The 7,936-nt window shown below is 28.9% G+C and carries 7 protein-coding genes and 1 pseudogene; 7 read left to right on the plus strand and 1 reads right to left on the minus strand.

Annotated elements, in window-relative coordinates; genetic code table 11:
- Positions 1-261: 261 nt before the first annotated feature.
- Positions 262-1,638, minus strand: coding sequence for an LTA synthase family protein (locus JJD95_RS18760; protein ID WP_291644803.1), 1,377 nt, complete (start codon positions 1,636-1,638; stop codon positions 262-264).
- 878 nt (positions 1,639-2,516) lie between these two features.
- Between JJD95_RS18760 and JJD95_RS18765 the strand changes: the two genes are divergently transcribed.
- From JJD95_RS18765 to JJD95_RS18795, 7 genes and pseudogenes are all read left to right on the plus strand, one after another.
- Entirely contained in the window at positions 2,517-3,404 is an 888-nt protein-coding gene (locus tag JJD95_RS18765; RefSeq protein WP_291644805.1) for a hypothetical protein, read from the plus strand.
- A gap of 794 nt (positions 3,405-4,198) precedes the next feature.
- On the plus strand, positions 4,199-4,870 hold the full coding sequence (locus JJD95_RS18770; RefSeq protein ID WP_291644807.1) for a hypothetical protein: 672 nt from the start codon (positions 4,199-4,201) through the stop codon (positions 4,868-4,870).
- A gap of 50 nt (positions 4,871-4,920) precedes the next feature.
- Positions 4,921-5,193 carry a hypothetical protein gene (locus JJD95_RS18775; RefSeq protein ID WP_291644809.1) on the plus strand — a complete coding sequence of 91 codons (273 nt, stop codon included), beginning with the start codon at positions 4,921-4,923 and terminating at the stop codon, positions 5,191-5,193.
- A gap of 176 nt (positions 5,194-5,369) precedes the next feature.
- Entirely contained in the window at positions 5,370-5,759 is a 390-nt protein-coding gene (locus tag JJD95_RS18780; protein ID WP_291644811.1) for a hypothetical protein, read from the plus strand.
- A gap of 123 nt (positions 5,760-5,882) precedes the next feature.
- A complete protein-coding gene (locus JJD95_RS18785) occupies positions 5,883-6,116 on the plus strand; it encodes a DUF3784 domain-containing protein (RefSeq protein WP_291644815.1) in 234 nt (77 codons plus the stop codon).
- A 108-nt stretch (positions 6,117-6,224) separates the two neighbouring features.
- The gene (locus JJD95_RS18790) at positions 6,225-6,821 is read left to right on the plus strand and encodes an NUDIX hydrolase (RefSeq protein ID WP_291644813.1); all 597 of its coding nucleotides are present in this window, start codon (positions 6,225-6,227) and stop codon (positions 6,819-6,821) included.
- A 33-nt stretch (positions 6,822-6,854) separates the two neighbouring features.
- A pseudogene (locus JJD95_RS18795) lies at positions 6,855-7,750 on the plus strand (radical SAM protein).
- The last annotated feature ends 186 nt before the right edge of the window (positions 7,751-7,936 follow it).

The raw sequence follows: 7,936 nt of genomic DNA on the forward strand, positions 1-7,936 counted from the left end.
CTATACCTGTTTTTATTACAAACCGCTCTAATATCATTAAATTTTATAATTCTATACAACTCAAAACAAATTCAAGTTTTATTTATTAGTTTCCGTGAGTACTCTACATTTGTTCAAATAGACATTCAGCAACAATTATATACTAAATATATAAAAAAATCCATAAATTTGATATGCAATAATTGGATTTTACTGACTTTCAGATACTTTGTATAGTTGGACTACTGTTTATCAATAGAATAATTTGATACAAGAGTTTATCTATTTAATAGGCAATATTGATATTTTTTTGTTAATATTACTAAAGAGTTCTTTTGCATCATATAGTTTCTCTTTAAAAGGTATTTTATTATGTTCATTCTTTCCATCAATTAAATTAATCCCATTAGAAAAAATGTTATACCTAACACCTGATAGTTTTAAAATTGTTGGAGAAATGTCTAAAAAACTTGCCACAGCATTTTCTTCCGTGTAGCTTTTATTATCAGGAGTTATTATAATTAACGGCACAAACTCAAAATGCTTATCATCATTAGTAAAAGAAGCTTGTCTATATTCTTCATAATCAATAGCCGGAGCATGATCACCCCATATGAAAATATAGGTATTTGGTAGCGTTGACTTAACTTGTTTAATAAAACTTTCTATTGATTTATCTACATATGAAATAGAATTAAAGTAATTTTTAACTACAGGTTTATTAATGCTATCATAATTACTATTATTGTAGTAATTGCTAACTCCAGTAAATGGCATATGACTGCTCATAGTTATTATGTATGAAAAAAAAGGGGGAGTTTGAGTTTTTAGTTTATTAAATGCTGATTGAAGAACTTCGCCATCAGGGGCTCCCCAGCCATTATCACTTAACCCAAGCTTGTTTATATCATAAAATTCATTAAAGCCCATTTTAGCATAGGCTTCAGTCCTACTATAAAAATTGCCATCATTACCATGAAAGGCTGAAGCTTCATAGCCACCTTTCACCAAAGACTTAACAAAAGAATTTGGATAATCATAGGCAGAAAGCTTAATGGACGGAAAATTGCTTAGAGGTTCAATACTGCTAATAGCCGAAAACTCACTATCTGAGGTTCCGCCAGCCTTATGATATGACAAAGTATATGGATAGTATATATTTTTTTCAGCTAGAGAACGCAGGTAGGGTGCAATATATTCGCCTTGATATTGTGTATTAATAACAGCAGAATCCAATGACTCTACTTGTATTGCTATAATATTTGGGTTATTATCAGAAACTGCTAATGACGAAATAGGCTTCCCGTATTGAAACTTTTTCATTAGATTTTTTCCACCATAGTTAAAAATAATATCATTCAAATTATTAGCTACAGTTCCATATCTAGCAACAATTTCAGGCTCATTCTCAGAAAAATTTTTCCCTAGTTGTAAAATAAATCTTTTTTGGAGCAAATTCCACGATTCTAAGCAGGTAAGTATTAATAATGAACCTAAAATTATATTTTTTAAAAAATATTTTTTGTTCTTACTCCATATAAATTTTTTATTATAATGAATTATTGAAAAAATAAAAAAAGGTAAATCTATAAACAAAATCATCATGCTGTAATTTATTGGAATACTGAAGTTAGCTATAGGACCTATACTTTCCGTCAAAAGAGCGGTGGCTTGGAAAAGATGAAGATAGCTATGAAAGTAATTGAAATAGCTTAAATATACGAAAATATAAATAGACTGTAAAATATATAAAATTGTTAATATGAATTTGGATTTGATTTTTAGTACAATAAAGTATAGTAAACTGCAAAATAATAGAGTATATACAAACTTATAGGAAACAGTCGCAACATTTGTTGTATACATAATAAAACAATTAAAGGCAGTGAGCTTTACAATATTAAAAAATATGAATGTACCTAAAGAATATAAATAATTTGTTTTAGTTATACTTTTGCTTGCATTAAAAAGTGTGGTCCGTGGATTATTAATTTCTATATTTTGATTCAAAAAATCACCCCTGTACATTATTATACCTTATATAAAAAAAAAAATCATTCGACTACTGGATATTTGACTAAATCAAACCTATATTAGCTTCCTACCTCTTTTTGACTCAAAAATTTTTCAACACCACACTTAGTCCATAAAACTTTAATTATATTTATTCATATAAATTTCCATTATAATCTATGTGAAAACCATTCAATATAATAAAAGTTATATTGAATGGTTTTGATTTTACTATAAATCACACTTTTTATTACTTTTATATGGATTTTTAAAAAATATATGGTATACTTGTAAAGTAAACATTAAGTATACGTATATGTATACAGTGTATACGGTTGTATACAAATGTAAACATTATTAAGTTTGTCAAGATACAAATAGAAATTAATTATTAAAAAATTATTAAACTAATATTTCATAGGTATTATAGTGTATGTAGAAAGAAAATTATCAAGTGTTAGATAAGATTCAGTATAAATGCTATTAATTGTAAAAAAATACATGACTGAGAGAGGGATTAATCAATGGATGCAATATTAAGCGTTAGAATAAGTGATGAATTAAAACAAAAATTCAATGAATTAGCTCAGAATGAAGGAATAAATAATAAGGAACTTATGCAGCAAGTAGTTAAATACTATGAATTAAATAGAGCAAGGGAAGAAGACAATAATATGTCCGAAGATATTAAAGAATTACAAACACTAACCAGTAGGATGGCGGACATATATATAAACTTAGTAGAAAGGAATAATATTAAAGCTCTAGAGATAAAAAACATCCATAGAGATGAGCTAATGGACAATAGTAAGGACGTGCAAAAGCTGAAAGAAGAGATCACATTATTAAAGGAAGAAAATAAAAAAATAAGCTTACTAGGAAATGAACTGCATGATTCAAAGCAGATTAGTGTGGAACTACAAGAAAATATTAAAAACTTAAAAACCCTTAATAATATGCAGGAAGAAAAAATATTAAAACTAACGGAGACTAATGATAAATACATTAAGTTCAGAGATGAAATTATAAAGCTTAAAGTAGATCTTGATAAATCAGCAAATGAAAATATGCAGCTTAAGAATAATTTTTCGAATAAGAATAATGAAGCAGATAGATTAGCAACTCAAATTGATGAGTTAAGGGAAATAAGTAAAAACAAAGTGGAGGAACTTAAGGTTAAAGCTAAACAAGATATTGAAATGCAAAAGGAGAGAACACATTTTGAAATGGGCAAAGAACTCCTAAAATTAAAAGAGGAACATCAACTTAGGGTACAGGGTTTACAAGAAAGTTTTAATGAAAGAATTACTGATTTATTGAAAGAAAAAGAGGACTCAACAGAGAAATTTAAAAATATGATTCTGGAAATGGATAAAAAAGATACTGAAGCTATTGTAGTAGATAAAAAATAGAATACAGTACTATATTGTAAATGAGTATACAGTTTAAAACAAAAGCAACTTAATTTAACGAAAGTTAAGTTAGGTTGATTTCCATATATACTCATATTAAACAATAATGTAATAAATGACATTGATCAATACATATAGAATAAAATCCATGGTATAATATGGTTAGTTTATGATAAGGAAAGCCAAGCTACACCTGCGAGGGGGACAAGATATACATGCAAGTTTATGTTTCAACCTAAGCAAATCAGAGAAATAACGCCAAGGCACATTCCTTTACTGAGCGAGTCGCGTTAAGGTTCAAGAATGCCGGCAACAGGTCACATTATCAATATATTTTATTTTTATAGCAATTATATCAATTTTAACAAAGTACTTTTTACCAATTATATTTGTAGGTCTATCTCCTATAATTATCCTTGTATTTAATGGTAAAGCAAAAAAATATGTTAAATTCTTTAATTAGAAATTCTATAAGTAGTGGTTATATATTTTTGTAATTCGCAACCGTCTTAAAGGATACATCAAAGGAAGTAATAGATAGAATTGAAGGGATAGTAAGGTCATAATATTTATAAATTTGGTATAATAAAATGTTAGTTTGTGTCATATTATAATATTGTTCATAATTAAACAATATTTATTAAAATTAAAGAAGTGAGGTTTGATTTGAAGAAAAGAATTAAAAATTGCTTTGGTTTATTGTTAGTACTAACTAGGGTATAAAAGGAGGAGTTAATATCGGTAAAAAAGTTAAAGGAATTGCATCAATCTTTTTTTTATCAATTTCATTTTATATGATGATAACAACAGAATACACACATGCATTAGGAGATTACGTTGTTGAATTTATAGGTTTGAAATCATGGACCGGAGAGTATAGTGGCACACATTTAACTGTTTTTTACTTTAGTGCACTAGCAATTTTAGGATTAGTTCTAGTTAGAAAATATGCTATGGATGGTTTGGGTATAAGAACAAGAAATTTGCTATTTTCATTAATAGCATTTATTACTATATTTTCTTTAGCAACGAATATTACGGCTATAAATGTAAAGAAATACTCAGATGGCTTGTTGTCAGTAGGTTTCAACTCTAAGAATAGTAGAATGGAATATAAAACAAAATCAACGGTATACACCGAATTTAATGCCGAAATAGAGATGAAAAACTATGGAAATGAGAGTAAAGAATTCTATCTAGCAATCAACAATCCATTTTATAGAGAAGAAGGCAATGAGCACATTGATATTTTTACTAAGGATGGGAACAAAGCTATATTTAGATTGAATGGTAATGAAACTAAAACTTTCGAAATTGACTTAGATGAATATAAGATAAAGGGTGGAAGGCTTTCAATAAACGGTGGTGGTAAGGGTGTTATTGAAGAAGTATTCTTAACAAATGTTCAAGGTAATTCTATAAGATTAGAGCGTAACAATTTCTTTGGAGTTGAAATGAATAGATAATTCCATTCCTTAGCAAAGTGCATTAAAATTTTAGAACGGGAGGGATTACTTTGAAAAAAAATCTTCAAGCTTTTTCAATTGCTTTTTTAGGTTTTTGTATCGTTTTAAGCTCTTGGTTCATTTCAGAATCATTAAAAACTAATAATAATGATGAAGCTAAATTACCACAACTGATACAGAATTCAAATCGTTATGAGTTCATACCAATATCAGGAAATTATGACGTAATATTTGATAAACAAACAGGTGACTATTGGGGGAATTTAAATGGTGGGGAAGGGGACTGGAAAAAGAACACACCTATTTCAAACCAAACAAAATAATGTTCATCAACACAAGTGAAAGTATGTGTAAAAGAAGGTAACACGCTTTCTTTTGTTGTAATTTTCTTATATTATTCATCTATCGCAAGGCTATGATAGATGAATAATTGTAATTTAATGCGAAGTAACTAATTTCAATTATGAAGCAGAACGTTTCTAAGAAAGGAGATAATAATATGTCAATTACTATTAAACGAAATACTGGATGGCAAGGCATGAGCTCAAAAATCCAAATAGAAGTAAACGGAGAAAAGGCAGACAGTGTCATGGAAAATAATAGTGTAGATATTGAACTTCCTGATGGTATAGCTCACATAAAGGTCACACAATTTGGAATAAAGAGCAATGAAATAGCAGTTAAAGAAGGAGATATAATACGAATAACATCAACAAGATGGGTTCGAATGAGTTTTCCTTTAATATTGATTATATTCGTTTTAACAATTTTCCTTCCTAATTTAACATATGGACTAACTATATTTTTCATTTTAGGGGCATTGATTGTTATTAGTATATTCTTGTTTAATGGATTTCATCTTAGTATTTTTGACAGAGAAAATCGATAATGATATTTCCAAAAATCAACGAAAACAGAAATCTAATTAGTTCGTCTTCTTCATAAATTCTTCATCAATCTCAAATATATGATTGATGAAGAATAGTAAAAAACTACGAACTTAAAATTATTTATATTTAACCGAGGAGATGATTATCATTATACAAGGGTTGCTGAAAAAGACAAGAAACCTTATACAGAAAAAATGGGTAAAGCATGTATTCTCATGGGAATTGGAATAATACTATTGGGTGCTATTGATTTCATATCAAAGGCAGTATACGGCTGGACATGCTTTGGGATATTCTTTGTTTGGGGCTTAGTTATGATAATTATAGCACAACATAAATACAATGGTGGATTGTAGCGACCATTCGTAGTTTTCGAATATAGTGAAGTGAATAATAAATAGACTAGTGAAAAACGCACGTACCTTAGTATGTAAAAACACATAGTTCTTAGGGAGGTTACATCGATGGATTATATAAAACAGATTATTGAATTTATTCCTGCAAACCAACAAGAATGTCAAGATAAAAAAATATTTCTTGAGTATGTAGAAAAATTTCCACATAACATTTTGTTAAGAGAAAATGAATTTGCCCATATTACAAGTTCAGGGTTTATAATGAACAAAACACTGGATAAAGCGCTAATGATACACCACAATATACGAAATACTTGGGCTTGGACTGGTGGACATGTAGATGGAGATACAGACTTTTTACATGTTGCAATTAAAGAAGCAAAAGAAGAAACCGGTATAAATGCTGCAATAGCACTTACAAAACATATTGTGTCTATTGACATTTTACCTGTATATGGGCATGTGAGAAGAAATAGGTATGTTAGTGCACACTTACACCTTTCTATAGCTTACGTTCTTATAGTAAGTGAAAAAGAAACACTAATAGTAAAGGAAGATGAAAACACAGCTGTAAGTTGGTTTTCTTTGGATGAGTTTACTGAAAATTGTTTTGATGTTAACGATGTTTACTTATATAACAAAATAATTCATAGGGCAAAAGAACAGCCAAGTGATTTAAATTTCGATGATTATAAAGAATTATAACAAATAAAGTATTTTAAAAATAAGCAGAATATTATGTATGAAGCAGAGGTAAAAGGTATCTTATCAGCTCAAAATGGAATAAATATATACCGTGGCTGTACTCATGGATGCATTTATTGTGACTCAAGAAGCAAATGCTATCAAATGCACCATGATTTTGAAGATATAGAGGTAAAGATTAATGCACCAAAAGTTTTAGAGGATGTCCTGCGAAGGAAAAGGAAGAAGTGTATGATAGGTACTGGTGCAATTAGTGATCCATACATTCACTTGGAAGAAAAATTGGGAAACGCCAGGAAATGTATTGAACTTATTAATTCTTATGGATTTGGACTGGCCATATTGAGCAAGTCATCAAGAATTTTAAGGGATCTGGATTTATTTAAAAAAATTAATAAGAAGACAAAGTGTGTAGTTCAGATGACACTTACTACTTATGATGAAGCTTTGTGTAAAATAATAGAACCCAATGTTAGCACAACAAGAGAACGATTTGAGCGTTAAAGATAATGCGTGATAATGGGATTCCTACAGTAGTTTGGTTGAGTCCTATTTTACCATTTATAAATGATACAGAGGAAAATATTCGGGGAATACTGGATTATTGTATAGAGGCGAAAGTACATGGCATTATTTGTTTTGGTATGGGATTAACCTTAAGAGAAGGAAACAGGGAATATTTCTATAAAAAGCTGGATGAACATTTTCCAGGAATGAAGGCTCAATATATAGAAAGATTTAACTATGCATATCAGGTACCAAGTCCTAACAATGATAGGTTGATGAATATAGTGAAAAGAACCTGTAAATCCCATGGTATGTTGTGTGGTATTGAAGAATGCTTCAACTATCTTCATAAATTTGAGGAAATAAATGAGCATGAGCAGTTAATGTTGCCTGGTCTAGATCAGTTATATCGTAAAGTATAAACTAATAGATAAGAACAAGATTATAAATAATAAGCTACCAGTTACATATTGTTGAACGTCAAATTATAACTAATTGAAAAGTCATTTTATTTCTATTATTAGTAGGTGATTTACGTCAGATTACCTCTAAGAAATCAATTTATAAATAAGAAAACATCATTTTATTAGTATAATTTGTTTTAGCCA

The sequence above is a fragment of the Clostridium sp. genome, from assembly GCF_016650035.1.
Lineage (GTDB): Bacteria > Bacillota > Clostridia > Clostridiales > Clostridiaceae > Clostridium_AD.

Bases quoted from the DNA above. Each gene is read 5' to 3' on its own strand.
- JJD95_RS18780 (WP_291644811.1), top strand. From the start codon at position 5,370: ATGTCAATTACTATTAAACGAAATACTGGATGGCAAGGCATGAGCTCA.
- JJD95_RS18765 (WP_291644805.1), top strand. From the start codon at position 2,517: ATGGATGCAATATTAAGCGTTAGAATAAGTGATGAATTAAAACAAAAA.
- JJD95_RS18790 (WP_291644813.1), top strand. From the start codon at position 6,225: ATGGATTATATAAAACAGATTATTGAATTTATTCCTGCAAACCAACAA.
- JJD95_RS18770 (WP_291644807.1), top strand. From the start codon at position 4,199: ATGATGATAACAACAGAATACACACATGCATTAGGAGATTACGTTGTT.